Annotated in this window: 13 protein-coding genes; 4 read left to right on the top strand and 9 right to left on the bottom strand. The window is 36.3% G+C overall.

Features of this window, described 5'->3' with window-relative positions:
* Window positions 1-24: 24 nt before the first annotated feature.
* The 5 genes from C1724_RS15055 to C1724_RS15035 all read right to left on the bottom strand — a co-directional run bounded on the left by C1724_RS15055 (window position 25) and on the right by C1724_RS15035 (window position 5,129).
* The gene (locus tag C1724_RS15055) at window positions 25-897 is read right to left on the bottom strand and encodes a DUF1002 domain-containing protein (RefSeq protein ID WP_102347546.1); all 873 of its coding nucleotides are present in this window, start codon (window positions 895-897) and stop codon (window positions 25-27) included.
* A gap of 915 nt (window positions 898-1,812) precedes the next feature.
* Window positions 1,813-2,943 carry a bifunctional cystathionine gamma-lyase/homocysteine desulfhydrase gene (locus tag C1724_RS15050; RefSeq protein WP_102347545.1) on the bottom strand — a complete coding sequence of 377 codons (1,131 nt, stop codon included), beginning with the start codon at window positions 2,941-2,943 and terminating at the stop codon, window positions 1,813-1,815.
* Window positions 2,944-3,012: 69 nt separating this feature from the next.
* Window positions 3,013-3,930: a PLP-dependent cysteine synthase family protein gene (locus C1724_RS15045; RefSeq protein WP_102347544.1), complete on the bottom strand. Its 918-nt coding sequence runs from the start codon at window positions 3,928-3,930 to the stop codon at window positions 3,013-3,015.
* A gap of 72 nt (window positions 3,931-4,002) precedes the next feature.
* A complete protein-coding gene (locus C1724_RS15040) occupies window positions 4,003-4,470 on the bottom strand; it encodes an S-ribosylhomocysteine lyase (RefSeq protein WP_102347543.1) in 468 nt (155 codons plus the stop codon).
* A 20-nt stretch (window positions 4,471-4,490) separates the two neighbouring features.
* On the bottom strand, window positions 4,491-5,129 hold the full coding sequence (locus C1724_RS15035) for a class I SAM-dependent methyltransferase (protein WP_102347542.1): 639 nt from the start codon (window positions 5,127-5,129) through the stop codon (window positions 4,491-4,493).
* A 182-nt stretch (window positions 5,130-5,311) separates the two neighbouring features.
* On the opposite strand from C1724_RS15035, the gene C1724_RS15030 reads away from it, so the two are divergent.
* Window positions 5,312-6,052 (top strand): glycerophosphodiester phosphodiesterase, encoded by a 741-nt coding sequence (locus C1724_RS15030; RefSeq protein ID WP_102347541.1) that lies wholly within the window; start codon window positions 5,312-5,314, stop codon window positions 6,050-6,052.
* Window positions 6,053-6,386: 334 nt separating this feature from the next.
* Here C1724_RS15030 and C1724_RS15025 read toward each other — a convergent pair whose 3' ends face one another.
* Window positions 6,387-7,313 carry a DMT family transporter gene (locus C1724_RS15025; RefSeq protein WP_102347540.1) on the bottom strand — a complete coding sequence of 309 codons (927 nt, stop codon included), beginning with the start codon at window positions 7,311-7,313 and terminating at the stop codon, window positions 6,387-6,389.
* A gap of 257 nt (window positions 7,314-7,570) precedes the next feature.
* Here C1724_RS15025 and C1724_RS15020 point away from each other — a divergent pair, with 257 nt between their 5' ends.
* Together C1724_RS15020 and C1724_RS15015 are read left to right on the top strand one after the other, a co-directional pair.
* Window positions 7,571-9,109, top strand: coding sequence for a bifunctional GNAT family N-acetyltransferase/carbon-nitrogen hydrolase family protein (locus C1724_RS15020; RefSeq protein WP_102347539.1), 1,539 nt, complete (start codon window positions 7,571-7,573; stop codon window positions 9,107-9,109).
* 104 nt (window positions 9,110-9,213) lie between these two features.
* Window positions 9,214-10,944 carry a phospho-sugar mutase gene (locus tag C1724_RS15015; protein WP_102347538.1) on the top strand — a complete coding sequence of 577 codons (1,731 nt, stop codon included), beginning with the start codon at window positions 9,214-9,216 and terminating at the stop codon, window positions 10,942-10,944.
* 61 nt (window positions 10,945-11,005) lie between these two features.
* Here the strand turns inward: C1724_RS15015 and C1724_RS15010 are convergent, their stop codons facing one another.
* Window positions 11,006-11,356 carry a hypothetical protein gene (locus C1724_RS15010; protein WP_102347537.1) on the bottom strand — a complete coding sequence of 117 codons (351 nt, stop codon included), beginning with the start codon at window positions 11,354-11,356 and terminating at the stop codon, window positions 11,006-11,008.
* Window positions 11,357-11,524: 168 nt separating this feature from the next.
* Entirely contained in the window at window positions 11,525-11,764 is a 240-nt protein-coding gene (locus C1724_RS15005) for a YhdB family protein (RefSeq protein ID WP_102347536.1), read from the bottom strand.
* Between the two features lie 157 nt (window positions 11,765-11,921).
* On the opposite strand from C1724_RS15005, the gene C1724_RS15000 reads away from it, so the two are divergent.
* Window positions 11,922-12,107, top strand: a complete 186-nt coding sequence (locus tag C1724_RS15000; protein ID WP_102347535.1) for a DUF5370 family protein — start codon at window positions 11,922-11,924, stop codon at window positions 12,105-12,107.
* A gap of 836 nt (window positions 12,108-12,943) precedes the next feature.
* Here the strand turns inward: C1724_RS15000 and C1724_RS14995 are convergent.
* The gene (locus C1724_RS14995; RefSeq protein ID WP_102347534.1) at window positions 12,944-13,123 is read right to left on the bottom strand and encodes a hypothetical protein; all 180 of its coding nucleotides are present in this window, start codon (window positions 13,121-13,123) and stop codon (window positions 12,944-12,946) included.
* Window positions 13,124-13,388 lie beyond the last annotated feature (265 nt).

Genomic DNA, 13,388 nt, shown 5'->3' with positions numbered 1-13,388 from the left:
AATGATATGTGGAACGAATGACTTTTATGCAAAGAGGCTTTTTAACCAATTTAGAAAAGAAATTAAGCCATCAATAATTGAGCTGAATATGGTCTGAGTACGTTCATCCTGCATAAATTCTTGGAATCGTTCAGTCATATATGTTAGGTCATTTTTAACTTGATTCCAGTCAATATTCATGTTTTTCATTTTATTGAATAAATCAATTAAACCTTGTTTTTCAGCGTCTGTTAGTTGAATGCCAAGCTCTAAGGCTATTTGGTCAATTAGTGAAGATACTTGCTCGTCTGTAAGATTAGGATTGTTGGCAATTTCCTCTTTTATCTTTGTAAATAAAGCACTAGCTTCGTCAGAGCCAATCCGTTCTCCTAGTTGCGCAGATTTAACCATTTCTTCATTGGCGATTTGTTTTTTTTCCTCAGGTATGTCGATTGCACCGGATACTTCGTACGCTTTCAAAATACCCGTTAGCCCAGCAGTTCCCGAAACCTCAAACGGAGCCGTTACATAAATATCAGCATCAGTCACTCCTGCTGTGATAAGCGAGTTTGAGTACATATCTTCCGAAACCCATGTTATATTATTTGTTTCAACATTTAGGCCGGCACCTTGTTCTCTCAAGGTGATTTTAGCTGAAGAGATTGCTTTAGATCCAATCTGGGCTTTACTAATATAGTTACCAAGATACTGATGCTCTTCTTCGTTACTTACGGTTACAATCATGTCATCCTCAGTTGCACCTAACTCTTGCTTGATACTTTCTTGTTGTTCTGCAGTTAAGTTTTCACCAAGGATGATGATCGTGTCTCCGGGTTGGGCATCAGCAAATCCCACATGTAAAGGTAATGTTAGTGTAAATAAAATAAGGAACCATCCTAGGATGATCTGTTTTTTCATTAATAATGCCTCCTTAAGGATAAAAATACAACATAAGTTTAATAGCAATTTATATATTTTACATCGGGCTTAAGACGTAGTCTACTATTGTTTTAGTCTTATTTTAGTTGATACATACTCTATTGTCGATTTTTATAAACAAATATTTAATATTTTGAAGTTAGGTTCGTGAAAATGATGAGCATAGTTCAGTTAGCTTCATGGTAAATGGATGAAGACGGAACAAGGTCGGAAAGAGCCAGAGAACCCTCTTCATAAGGCTAATGAAGAGGAAACAGTGTCCAAAAGAGCGAGAGAAACCTCTTCATAGGGCTAATGAAGAGGAAATAGTGTCCAAAAGAGCGAGAGAACCCTCTTCATAGGGCTAATGAAGAGGGAAAAGAGGTCAAAAGAGCGAGAGAACCCTCTTCATAAGGCTAATGAAGAGGGAAAAGAGGTCAAAAGAGCGAGAGAACCCTCTTCATAAGGCTAATGAAGAGGAAACAGGGCCCAAAAGAGCGAGAGAACCCTCTTCATAAGGCTAATGAAGAGGAAATAGTGTCCAAAAGAGCGAGAGAACCCTCTTCATAGGGCTAATGAAGAGGGAAAAGAGGTCAAAAGAGCGAGAGAACCCTCTTCATAAGGCTAATGAAGAGGGAAAAGAGGTCAAAAGAGCGAGAGAACCCTCTTCATAAGGCTAATGAAGAGGAAACAGGGCCCAAAAGAGCGAGAGAACCCTCTTCATAGGGCTAATGAAGAGGGAATTAAGTATAAAAAAGCTAGCTAAACTTATAGGAACTTGGAAAAGTTTGATATTAATATCTAGATACGAAATCAGCCATCAGAAAGCATGAAATTTGAAAAAGAAAAAGCATCCATAAACCTTATGGATGCTTCTGCAATGCCGTACAAATACTAATTATTGTGGCTATAATCTTATCTTAAAGCCTGCTCTAAATCTTCAATTAAGTCAGCCGCATCCTCAAGGCCGACAGAAATGCGTACTAATCCGTCAGTAATTCCTAATTCTGCTCTACGTTCAGCTGGAATCGATGCATGTGTCATTTTAGCAGGTAAGGAAATTAAGCTTTCTACTGCTCCTAAGCTTTCGGCAAGTGTGAAATACTTGGTACGCTTTAATAAATCTTCTGCTTTTTCAGTGCTGCCGACATCAAATGATACCATACCACCAAAACCAGTTGCTTGTTTTTTGTGAATTGCATGACCTTTGTGAGTTTCAAGGCCGGGATAGTAAATGCTAGATACAGCGTTATGAGATTGTAAAAACTCAACTATTTGCTGCGTGTTTTGTTCGATTTCTTCCATGCGAATGCCCAGTGTTTTAATACCGCGAATTAATAGCCATGAATCTTGTGGGCCAAGAATTCCGCCAACAGAGTTTTGAATGAAATGTAAATCTGTGCCTAGTTTCTCTGAATTCACAACAACTAAACCAGCAACTACATCACTATGGCCACCAAGATATTTGGTTGCACTGTGCAATACGATATCAGCACCAAGTGCAATTGGGTTTTGCCAATAAGGCGTGCTAAAGGTATTATCAACAATCAATAACAGGTCATGTGCTTTTGCAAATTTTGCAGTTGTTTCAATATCAGTTACCTTTAAAAGTGGATTTGTAGGTGTTTCTACATATATAGCTTTAGTGTTAGGCTTTACAGCTTTTTCAATTTCTTCAATATTGCTTGTATCAACAAAAGTAACGTCAATATTAAAGCGAGTTAACACTTTTGACATTAAGCGAAACGTACCGCCATAGACATCATCTGTTAAAATAAGGTGGTCTCCAGCAGAAAGGAGCATAATAACCGATGTAATAGCAGCCATACCTGAACCAAAAGCAAATCCACGGTGTCCACCTTCAATATCTTTTATTAAATCTTCGATTGCAGCACGGGTTGGATTTCCTGTTCTTGAATATTCATAAACGAAGTTTCCAACTCCATCTTGCTTGTAAGTACTTACTTGATAAATAGGTACTGAAACAGCACCAGTATGTTTATCTCCAGCAATTCCGCCGTGAATAAGCTGTGTTTTTTTACGCATAGTCCTTCACTCCTAATGTTATGGTTGTAACGTGTTAAAAAGTAACACAGTCCAGTCTTTAATGGTAATTTAATCTTTATAAATACCTTGACTCAAGTATCGTTCACTGCTGTCTGCAAATATAGTCACAATATTTGTGCCAGGCTTTGCCGCTTTTGCTTCTTTCATACATGCAGCAAAAGCGGCACCTGAAGAACTTCCAACTAACAAACCGCATTTTTGTGATAATTCTTTTACATAGCGAAACGCTTCGTCATCTTCAATTGTATGAATGGCTTTAAAATAGGATTTATCCATATATTTAGGTAAAAATTCCATTCCAATTCCTTCAGTACGATGTGGACCTGATTCTCCACCATTAAGAATGGATCCTTCAGGCTCTACGATAACAGTTTTGATGGCAGGATTTCTTTGTTTTAAATATTGTGCTGTTCCCATAAACGTTCCACCTGTGCCGGCTCCAGCAACAAAAATATCCACTTTTTGATCTAATTGATCCCAAATTTCAGGGCCAAGAGTTTCAAAATACGTTTCTGGATTAGCGGGGTTACCGAATTGTTGGGGGCAATATGAATTTGGGATTTCATCAAGCAATTCCTGCGCTTTTGCTATCGCACCTTTCATACCGTCTTTAGTAGGAGTATTCACAACTTTTGCTCCCAACGCACGCATTAAGTCCTGCTTTTCCATACTAAACTTTTCAGGTACAACAAACATTACATTGATATTAGTTCCAATAGCCGCTAGGGCTAGTCCAATACCAGTATTTCCTGCTGTTGGTTCAATAATTGTGCCACCGTCAGTTATAAATCCCTTATCGAGAGCTGTTTGTAATAATTTTTTACCTAGGCGATCCTTTACACTTCCGCCAGGGTTGAAGTATTCTAGTTTAGCAAAGATGCGTACACCTTCTGGCAGCTCAAATTGAGTGATCTCTAATAAGGGGGTATTGCCAATCAATTCATGAACATGTTTGTAATATTTCATAAATCCACCTCATCAATACAAATTTGGCGTTGCCTTATTCAAGGACAACGCCTGTTATACTATAATAAAGCCTTATTCAGCAGCGAATACTTCAGCCCATCCAGCCTTTTTAGCAAGCATGTTCTTTGCAATTGCTTGTGCGCCCTCTAAGCTATGGCTAGCAGCCCATCCACATTGAATTTCGTTACAAGCAGGTACTTCTGTTGCTGCTAACACATCATTTAGTGTTTTCTCTAATACTTCAAGAATTTCTTCAAAACTAGAGTGATTAATAACAGATATATAGAATCCTGTTTGGCAACCCATTGGGCCAACATCGATCACACAATCAAGGTGGTTACGGATAAATTCAGCCATCATGTGTTCAAGTGAGTGAAGAGCAGGCATTTCCATATGCTCTTTGTTTGGTTGGCAAAAACGTACATCATATTTATATATTTTGTCACCGCTAGCGCCTTCTGTAATTCCCACAAGTCGAACGTATGGTGCGATTACTTTTGTATGGTCTAGGTTGAAACTTTCTACATTCATTTTATTCATCGTGACAAAAACCTCCTACGTTATTGTTTTGTCGCCTCTATAAGCCAAACAAACTTATTTAATTGTTTGAATGATACAGAGAATCTGTTCTGAGTGAATAATTTGTCGAGAACATCTAGGAATGTGTAATACTCAGTATTTAAATCATGAACTAAATTATTATATCCTTTTTGTTCAGCATCTTCTATTATAGCATGTTTTGCATTTTCATTTTCATATGCAGTATCTGCAAAAACTATTTTACCACCTGGCTGTAGTAAGTCACTATATTTTTTAATAGCAATATTTTTTTCTGAATCTGTTAAATGATGAAAAGCATAGGTGCTAACAATTCCATCTACTTGTTCGGAAATTACAGGTAAGCTAAGGAAGTCACCATCGTGAATATCTAAGTTCGGTAGTTTTTGCTTAGCAATGGCACGCATCTCTTTAGATGGTTCTACACCAATCACTTTATTACCTTTTTCCATTAATAGTTTTGAAAGGTTACCTGTCCCAACTCCAAATTCAACAATAGTGCCACTTACACTAGCAGCAACAGTATCAAGTATCTGATCATACCCGTCAAAGACTTCTTTGTATTCAATGTTATGTCCATCTACTGTTTCGTCATAGCTTTCTGCCCACTCATCAAATAAACCGATAAATTCACGTCCCATATTTACCTCTCCCTTAACAAAACTTATAATTCCTATGCATATACTATGAATTAATATTATTAATGTCACTATATCACGGGATTTAAGAAAAAACAATTATAAAAGTTTGCAATAAGTAATATATTTTATCGTAAAATATGTAGAGATATATGAAATAAAAAATAAAGTACGGAGTGATTCAAGTGGTTAATAACCAGCCTTTAATAATTGCACATCGTGGAGCATCTGCATATGCCCCGGAGAACACATTAGCAGCATTTAAATTAGCTGTAGAGCAGGGGAGTGATGGAATAGAATTAGATGTCCAATTATCGAAGGACGGCCAATTGATGGTCATTCATGATGAAACAATCACTCGGACCACAAATGGAACTGGTAAGGTTAGAGATTTGACTGCAGCACAATTACAGCAATATGATGCGGGTAAATGGTTTAATAAAAAGTATACGGGAGAACGAATACCTTTATTGTCAGAAGTATTTAACCTTGTTCCAGAAACTATGTTCATTAATATAGAAATAAAAAATTTGCCTCATCCTTATGAAGGCATTGAAAAAAAGCTGTTAGAGTTAGTAACACAATATAATAGGATTGACAATGTTGTAGTATCTTCATTTGATTTCCAATCCTTACGCACATTAATAAACTTAAATGACAAGGTCAAGATTGGCTTACTGTACTATCAAAAAGTATTTGACCATGTAGGAATTGCAAAGTTATTTGGGGATAGGGTTTATTCATTACACCCAGATTATCGTACTCTTAATGAAGGAGATATAAGTAAGATCAAAGCTGCTGGCTATGAGGTTTTTCCGTGGACAGTTAATTCAATAAAAGCCATGAAAAGTTTAATTTATAACGATGTTAGTGGCATCATTACCAATTATCCACCGAAAATGAAACGATTACTACCCAAAAGATAGGGGCTCCGGAATATGGAGCCCCTTATTTTAATGGATAAGAAAGATAAATTTGTACTTATTTGTCTAGCTCCAGCGCCTAGCCCCTCGGGGTCAAATAACCTTCCTCCTCGTGAAGTCTACCGACTTCTTCGTCGGAAGAACATTTGCCTGTCGGGGCTGACCAAGGCGCTTACGCTTTTCTATGTCTAGCTCCAGCGCCTTTATAAAATATATTTAAAGGATTTTATTTAGATAAATCGAATAATATACAAACCAACTGTGTAGTGGTGAACTTTTTGAATTGGAGTAAATTTGCAATTATCTTGGTGCATTGTTCAGTTAAACTACATTTCAATTAAGAACCCAAATGTTGATTCACCCTACTACTTAAAGGCTTTTTAAAAAATAATCCAGTGGTTATTAATACCCCTGTTATGGCTATTGTGCCACCAATTAGCTGAGCAGACGTAAGCTCTTCACCAAGAAAAGCAATTGCAAATACTGAACCGAATACTGGAAGTAAGTTTAAAAATGGAGAGGCGATTCCTGGACCAAGATCAACTACCGCTTTATTCCAACAGATGAAAGCAATTACTGATGCACAACCGCCAAGGTACATAAACCCAGCAAATCCGGAAATAGAAAAATACATTGAGGTATTTGTTAACCATTCATAAGCTGAAAAAGGCAAAAGAATTACAATTGCCATCAGGATTGTCACTAAAAAGACACCGGAAGCAGGAAATTTATGATTATGTTTTTTTACAATAATTGAATAAATGGACCATATAATTACAGCGATAATCATCCAAATTTCACCTTTGTTAATGGATAAGGATAATAAAGTCTCTAGTGAACCACGGCTTACGATCCAAAGAACACCAATAATAGAGACAGCAATTCCTATAAAATGCCTTACTTGTAAGCCTTCTTTTAAAAATAAAAAGGACAGCAATATAATAATGGCAGGTGTTGAAGAATTGACAAGTATAGCATTTATGGACGTCGTATAGTGAACTGCAATATAGACAAGTGTATTAAATCCGGCAACACCTGTGAGTGACATCCAAAATATTATTTTCCACTCTCTTTTCCATAATTCTTTATTTTGTATAAATTCCTTGCGGGCAAATGGATATAAAAATATAAAAGCAAAGATCCAGCGGATAAGTGCTAATGTGAAAGGTGGCATCGTTTCAGAAAATCCTTTACCGATAACGAAATTTCCTCCCCAAAACATTGTTGCAATTATTAGTAGTATATAAGGCGATTTCCAGTTCATGCTGTGTTCCTCCCAGCGGTTCTTAAATATATTTATATAATAAATTTAATGCTCCCTTTATGTTGTAACATATTTCTGGCGGGTTAGAAACACTTTTACGAGGAATAGACATACATCATTTAAGTGGTGGAAGATTTTTATTTTTGTATTAAAAAAGCAATCTTTTGCATTTAAGTGTGGATTATTCTCATACTAAAAAAGGAGTGGAAATAAATTCAAAAATAGTTGTTGAGACAGTTATGGAAAGGAAGTTACGGATGTCGGAGAAAATCGATTTAACTAAATTTGAAAAACGAATGATAATCCGCAATATTATCGAGACAGATATTGATGATATATTAAATTTGCAGAAAATATGTTTTCCCAATATGGAACCATGGAAAAGAGAACACTTATTAAGCCATCTCGAACATTTTCCGGAAGGTCAATTTTGTGTTGAGTATGATGGAAACATCATAGGATCGTGCTCAAGTTTATTAATAAATTTTGATGAATACGATGATCAGCATACATGGGATGATATTACAGATGAAGGTTATATTACAAATCATAATCCAGAAGGATATAACATGTATGGCATCGAAGTAATGGTAGACCCAAATTATCGCGGAATGAAAATCGGACGTCGGTTATATGAGGCGCGTAAAGAGCTGGCAAGACTTTTAAACCTAAAAAGTATCATTATTGGGGGACGTATTCCAAATTATCATAAACATGCAAATGAATTATCCCCACGTGAATATGTCGAAGAAGTTGCACATCAGAATATTTATGATCCTGTTCTCACTTTTCAAATTATGAATGGATTTACATTAATGCGGATCAATCCTAATTATTTGCCTGATGATAAAGCGTCACAATCATATGCCACATTGATGGAATGGAATAATGTAGACTATCGTGCAAGAACTAAACGTCACTTTAAAACATCATATCCAGTACGGATTTGTGCTATTCAATACATGATGAAGAAAATTCATTCGTTTGACGAGTTTGCACAACAAGTTGAATATTATACGGATGTTGCAGCAGATTTTGGCTCTGACTTTGCGGTTTTTCCTGAGATTTTCACAACCCAATTAATGTCTTTTCTTGATGAAAAAACACCAAGTAAAGCAATCCGGAAATTAACGGAGTTTACCGAGGAGTACATTAAGCTTTTTACGAACTTAGCTGTTAAATATAATGTCAACATAATTGGCGGGTCTCATTTCGTTGAAGAAGAAGGGCAGATTTATAATATTGCTTACCTGTTCCGTCGCGATGGCACAATCGAAAAGCAATATAAAATCCATGCGACACCAAATGAGCGCAAATGGTGGGGAATTTCTGCCGGTGATGAAATAAAAGTATTTGATACAGACTGCGGTAAGATTGCGATCCAAATATGTTATGACATTGAATTCCCAGAATTAGCTAGAATAGCAACAGACAAAGGTGCAATGATCATTTTTACACCGTTTTGCACGGATGATCGACAAGGATATTTACGTGTTCGTTATTGTGCACAAGCTCGTGCAATTGAAAATCAAGTTTATACAGTTATTGCCGGTACAGTGGGTAATTTATCAGAGGTAGAAAATATGGATATCCAATATGCCCAGTCTGGAATTTTTACTCCATCAGATTTTGAATTTGCTCGTGATGGTATTGTGGGGGAATGCAACGCCAACATCGAAACTGTAGTAGTTGGTGACGTGGATTTAGAAATTTTAAGAAGGCAGCGCAAAAATGGAACTGTGCGTCAGTTAAAAGATCGTCGTCATGATCTTTATGAAGTAAAATATAAAAAATAACATGTATAATCCATATATTTTTCTAATAACCTGAAAAGTGGCTGTTGTACAATGTTGTTTCAATAATATAATTAAACAAACAAGTTGAACTGGGAGGAGAAACTATGAGTTGGAAAGACCATTATGAACGTTGGATAAAATTTGATCAATTAGAGGACGAGCTTAAACGGACTTTGAGCGACAATAAAGATAATGAGAAGTGGTTAGAAGATAGTTTCTATAAAAATTTAGAATTTGGTACTGGCGGTATGCGTGGCGAAATTGGCCCAGGTACCAATCGAATGAATACATATACGATTCGTAAAGCTGCTGAAGGATTAGCAAGATACATTGAGGCACATGGGGAAGAAGCTAAAAAACGCGGAGTAGTTATCGCTTTTGATTGCCGCCATAAATCACCTGAATTTGCGATTGAATCTGCGAAGACATTAGGAAAGCATGGAATTGTTACATATGTATTTGAAGAGTTAAGACCAACTCCTGAATTATCATTTGCTGTTCGCTATCTGAATGCGTTTTCGGGAATTGTTATTACAGCAAGTCATAATCCGCCTGAATATAACGGTTTCAAAGTATATGGCGAGGACGGTTGTCAGCTCCCACCTGCACCTGCCAATGAAGTCATCGCTAAAGTTAACGAAGTAGAAAACGAATTGGAAATTCAGGTTGAAGAAGAGGCAACTTTACTCGAAAAAGGGTTATTAAAGCGCATCGGAGAGGAAATTGATACAGCGTATATTGAAAAGTTGAAGACAATCTCACTAAATCCTGAATTGTTTAAAGAAAATAATATTAATGTGATTTTTACACCCCTGCATGGAACAGCGAATAAACCAGTTAGAAAAGCTTGGGAAGCGTTAGGTTTTAAAAACGTAACTGTTGTAAAAGAACAGGAGTTGCCAGATCCTAATTTTTCAACTGTGAAGTCACCTAATCCCGAGGAACATGCTGCGTTTGAACTGGCTATTCAAGAGGGATTAAAAACAAATGCAGATTTATTGATTGGTACTGACCCTGATGCGGACCGCCTTGGAATTGCTGTAAAGAACGAAAAAGGGGATTATGAAATTTTAACAGGGAATCAAACAGGTGGTTTATTACTGCATTACTTATTATCAGAAAAGAAAAAACAAGGTATCCTGCCAGCAAATGGAGTAGTTCTTAAAACGATCGTAACCTCTGAATTTGGCCGGACAATTGCTAAGGATTTTGGATTGGACACCATTGACACGTTGACTGGATTTAAATTTATTGGTGAAAAAATTAAAGAGTATGAGACATCTGGGCAATATACATTCCAGTTTGGATATGAAGAAAGCTATGGTTATTTAATAGGAGATTTTGCGAGAGATAAGGATGCAGTTCAAGCTGCACTGTTAGCAGTGGAAGTAGCTGCTTTTTATAAGAAACAAGATAAAACATTAAATCAAGCACTGTTAGATTTGTTTGAACAATATGGTTATTATCGTGAAGGCTTAAAGTCGTTAACATTAAAAGGTAAAGAAGGCGCTGAACAAATACAAGGAATATTAGCAACATTCCGCAATGAACCTCCTAATGATATGGGTGGTAAGCGCATTGTGAGTATTGAGGATTATCAAACGAAAGTTAGAACAATTGTAGAAGAAGGTATAACAGAGAAGATTGAATTACCAAGCTCAAACGTGTTGAAGTATTTCCTTGAAGATGGATCTTGGTTTTGCATACGTCCGTCTGGGACAGAACCAAAGGTTAAATTTTATTTTGGTGTAAAAGGAACGTCCTTACAAGATAGCCAACTTCGTTTAGAAACGATTAGCAATGATCTAATGAATAGAATTAATGAGCTTGTTTAAGATTTAATCAAGAAAGTGAAAAAGCCCAAACTGTATAGGGCTTTTTCTAGTTGTATATGATTTAGTGGTGTTTAATCGTATAACTTCTGTCTTCAGTTTTTATAATTATTTGTTCATTATTGATGGTCATTTCATGTTGGTTTGATAATGGAATTTCATATGTTTCGTTAGGTATTTGTTCATATTGATGATGGTCTGTTTCAATTTTTCCTTTTCCATGTAACTGTAAAACATATGGAGCAACATAATTATCAATAGTTGGTGGTCTTTCATGAAACTTTGCACTACTTAGTGTCATGCTTGTTTCATCGATGTCACGATTTTCATGCTTGCTAATATGAATAAGCTTTCCTGCCCATTGATTTAGTGTTTCTTGTAGTTGAATATCTTCAACAGTTGGTTTATGATTCATCAATTTCACCTCATTAATATAATTACCAAAATACATTGTAAAAATTATTTGTATGTGAAGATTATCGTCAATCCAATCATATCCATGATAGGAGACCAATCTAAAAAGAAGGTACCATTAGGGGTACCTTCTTTTGTATATATAAACCAATATATTAGCATACTTTTACTATCCAGAGACGCTTATTGAGGATGGGACTGCTGATAAGGCGTGATCTACATATGTCAGCAGCTGATAGGCTTGCTGTTCAACAACTGTATAATCCCTGCTGAAATTACATGCATGCAGAAATTGTTCGATTTTTTTGGATAAAAAATCATCTTTTGTTCGAACCATTAATATTAACAAATTATCCCATTCTCCTCGATTCATGTAAAACAATGCTTTATCATAGTCAACTGAGTTCATCGCATCATTCCCCTTTCGAAGAATAGTCTTAGTTTATGATAAAAAGCTTTTATTAACCTGTGGAATGTACAGCAATTGTTGACAAGGAATGAAAAAGAAATTTTAAATATTATTTAAGTTCATGGATAAATTAATATTAAAATGAGGCGGTGGAAATATGGGGGCTATTCATAGAGAAGGTTATTTATTCGAAGTTGAATTTAGTCAAATCGCAAAAACGGCAGCCATTCATGTAAGTAAAAATGGTCAGTTTAAAGATGAGCTTACATTCCCATTTGAGGGTATTGAACCAACTCAAGAACAAATTGAGTCTGAAATAGAGCGATATTTAGATGGTGAATAGGGACGTGATCGGGCTGCTCTGATTCTGAATGGAGGACGGATTCTGACAGGGTAAGAGCAGTGGATTTTGAGTCAGAAAAGGGAAGGATTCTGACAGGAAAAGAGCAACCCGCGTGGATCGAGTCAGAAACATAGTCGGATTCTGACAGAAAAAGAGCCAAACCCGTGAATCGAGTCAGAAACAAGGAAGGATTCTGACAGGAAAAGAGCAACCCGCGTGAATCGAGTCAGAAACAAGGAAGGATTCTGACAGGAAAAGAGCATACCCCGTGAAACGAGTCAGAAACAGGGAAGGATTCTGACAGGAAAAGTTCAAAACCCGTAAACCGAGTCAGAAACAAGGAAGGATTCTGACAGGAAAAGAGCAAAACTTGTAAATCGAGTCAGAAACAAGGAAGGATTCTGACAGGAAAGGAGCCAAACCCGTAAACCGAGTCAGAAACATAGCCGTATTCTGACAGAAAAAGAACAAAACCCGTAAACCGAGTCAGAAACATAGCCGTATTCTGACAGAAAAAGAACAAAACCCGTAAACCGAGTCAGAAACATAGCCGTATTCTGACAGGAAAAGAACAAAACCTGTAAAACGAGTCAGAAACATAGCCGTATTCTGACAGAAAAAGAGCCAAACCCGTGAATCGAGTCAGAAACAAGGAAGGATTCTGACAGAAAAAGAGCCAAACCCGTGAATCGAGTCAGAAACAAGGAAGGATTCTGACATAAAAAAGAGCCAAACCCGTAAAACGAGTCAGAAACTTAGTAGGATTCTAACTCAACTAGAAAAGTTCGAATTAAACTCTTAATTAACCCTCATAGACTAGCTTAGCATACTATCAGTTATTTCGTTTCCGTATTTTGTTTAATTTTCTTAATGATTGGCAGTTTTTTACTATTCATTATATACCAAACTAAAATAGGACCTAAAAAGTTGAAACCAAATACCATAACAACAATACTCCAAATAAACCATTTTGTATTTAAAATGTGTATATAAATCCATGAGTGATATAGATCCATGTTTCCTCACCTTTTATCTGTAATGGTTACCTCTCTCAAGTTGAAACTTTAAAAAGCTACATAGAAGCATAAGAAATATCATCCCTATACTAGCCAAAAAATATCCAGTTAAAACAGTTGTACTTGAATAAAAACAAAAACTTTAGGAAAGGAAGTTGATAGGGATTAAGTAAACCAAATAGATAAAATAAGCCAACATTGGAGTACGAAATATTTGGGGCAGTTTCCTACTCTATTTTTTAGAGAGTGAAAGGTTTTAAAGCTG

It is taken from the genome of Bacillus sp. Marseille-P3661 (assembly GCF_900240995.1).
Taxonomy (GTDB): domain Bacteria; phylum Bacillota; class Bacilli; order Bacillales; family Bacillaceae_J; genus OESV01.
Note: the sequence above shows the minus strand (reverse complement) of the source record. Positions and strands in the feature narration are given on the sequence as shown.

Coding starts and splice junctions, on each gene's coding strand:
- C1724_RS15055 (WP_102347546.1), bottom strand. CDS start 897: ATGAAAAAACAGATCATCCTAGGATGGTTCCTTATTTTATTTACACTA.
- C1724_RS15050 (WP_102347545.1), bottom strand. CDS start 2,943: ATGCGTAAAAAAACACAGCTTATTCACGGCGGAATTGCTGGAGATAAA.
- C1724_RS15045 (WP_102347544.1), bottom strand. CDS start 3,930: ATGAAATATTACAAACATGTTCATGAATTGATTGGCAATACCCCCTTA.
- C1724_RS15040 (WP_102347543.1), bottom strand. CDS start 4,470: ATGAATAAAATGAATGTAGAAAGTTTCAACCTAGACCATACAAAAGTA.
- C1724_RS15035 (WP_102347542.1), bottom strand. CDS start 5,129: ATGGGACGTGAATTTATCGGTTTATTTGATGAGTGGGCAGAAAGCTAT.
- C1724_RS15025 (WP_102347540.1), bottom strand. CDS start 7,313: ATGAACTGGAAATCGCCTTATATACTACTAATAATTGCAACAATGTTT.
- C1724_RS15020 (WP_102347539.1), top strand. CDS start 7,571: ATGTCGGAGAAAATCGATTTAACTAAATTTGAAAAACGAATGATAATC.
- C1724_RS15015 (WP_102347538.1), top strand. CDS start 9,214: ATGAGTTGGAAAGACCATTATGAACGTTGGATAAAATTTGATCAATTA.
- C1724_RS15010 (WP_102347537.1), bottom strand. CDS start 11,356: ATGAATCATAAACCAACTGTTGAAGATATTCAACTACAAGAAACACTA.
- C1724_RS15005 (WP_102347536.1), bottom strand. CDS start 11,764: ATGAACTCAGTTGACTATGATAAAGCATTGTTTTACATGAATCGAGGA.
- C1724_RS15000 (WP_102347535.1), top strand. CDS start 11,922: ATGGGGGCTATTCATAGAGAAGGTTATTTATTCGAAGTTGAATTTAGT.
- C1724_RS14995 (WP_102347534.1), bottom strand. CDS start 13,123: ATGGATCTATATCACTCATGGATTTATATACACATTTTAAATACAAAA.